This is a genomic window from Phocaeicola sp. HCN-40430, from assembly GCF_037890285.1.
Taxonomy (GTDB): Bacteria; Bacteroidota; Bacteroidia; order Bacteroidales; family Bacteroidaceae; genus Phocaeicola; species Phocaeicola acetigenes.
In genome coordinates this window covers 1-348 of sequence record NZ_JBBKBS010000093.1, presented here as the reverse complement: position 1 = coordinate 348, position 348 = coordinate 1, and the positions used below count along the sequence as shown (strand labels likewise).

The window sequence follows — 348 nt, the reverse complement described above, 5'->3', positions numbered from 1 at the left end:
TGTAAGCGGAACACGGGAATCGGTGTAAGAATCTTCCCCGAAGGCGCATAGGCAGGCAGACGCCGGCTCTGTCCCCCCGCATGCAGCAGGATACGCTTCTCCTTCGCCAGCCATCCGGTCAGACTCTCCTTTGTATTCTCACTCTCCATGCACGCCCTGAGCAGCCAGGCCGTACCTCCTCCGGAACCCAGCTTGCTTCCTATCGGGTCCGATGTGCAGAACCACTCGTTGCGGTCTGCCTTTTCAATATCGTGAAAGCACTCCACCAAGTTGGGAGGCAATGACAGTAGTTTTTTCATTATTAGTTTTTAAGTTTTTAAGTTTTTAAGTTTTTGAGTTTGTTGATGC

Annotated in this window: 1 pseudogene; it reads right to left on the bottom strand. The window is 51.1% G+C overall.

Features of this window, described 5'->3' with window-relative positions:
• Positions 1–299 (bottom strand): annotated as a pseudogene (gene fkp / locus WKU26_RS12735) (bifunctional fucokinase/fucose-1-phosphate guanylyltransferase); the annotation flags it as partial.
• Positions 300–348: the final 49 nt, after the last annotated feature.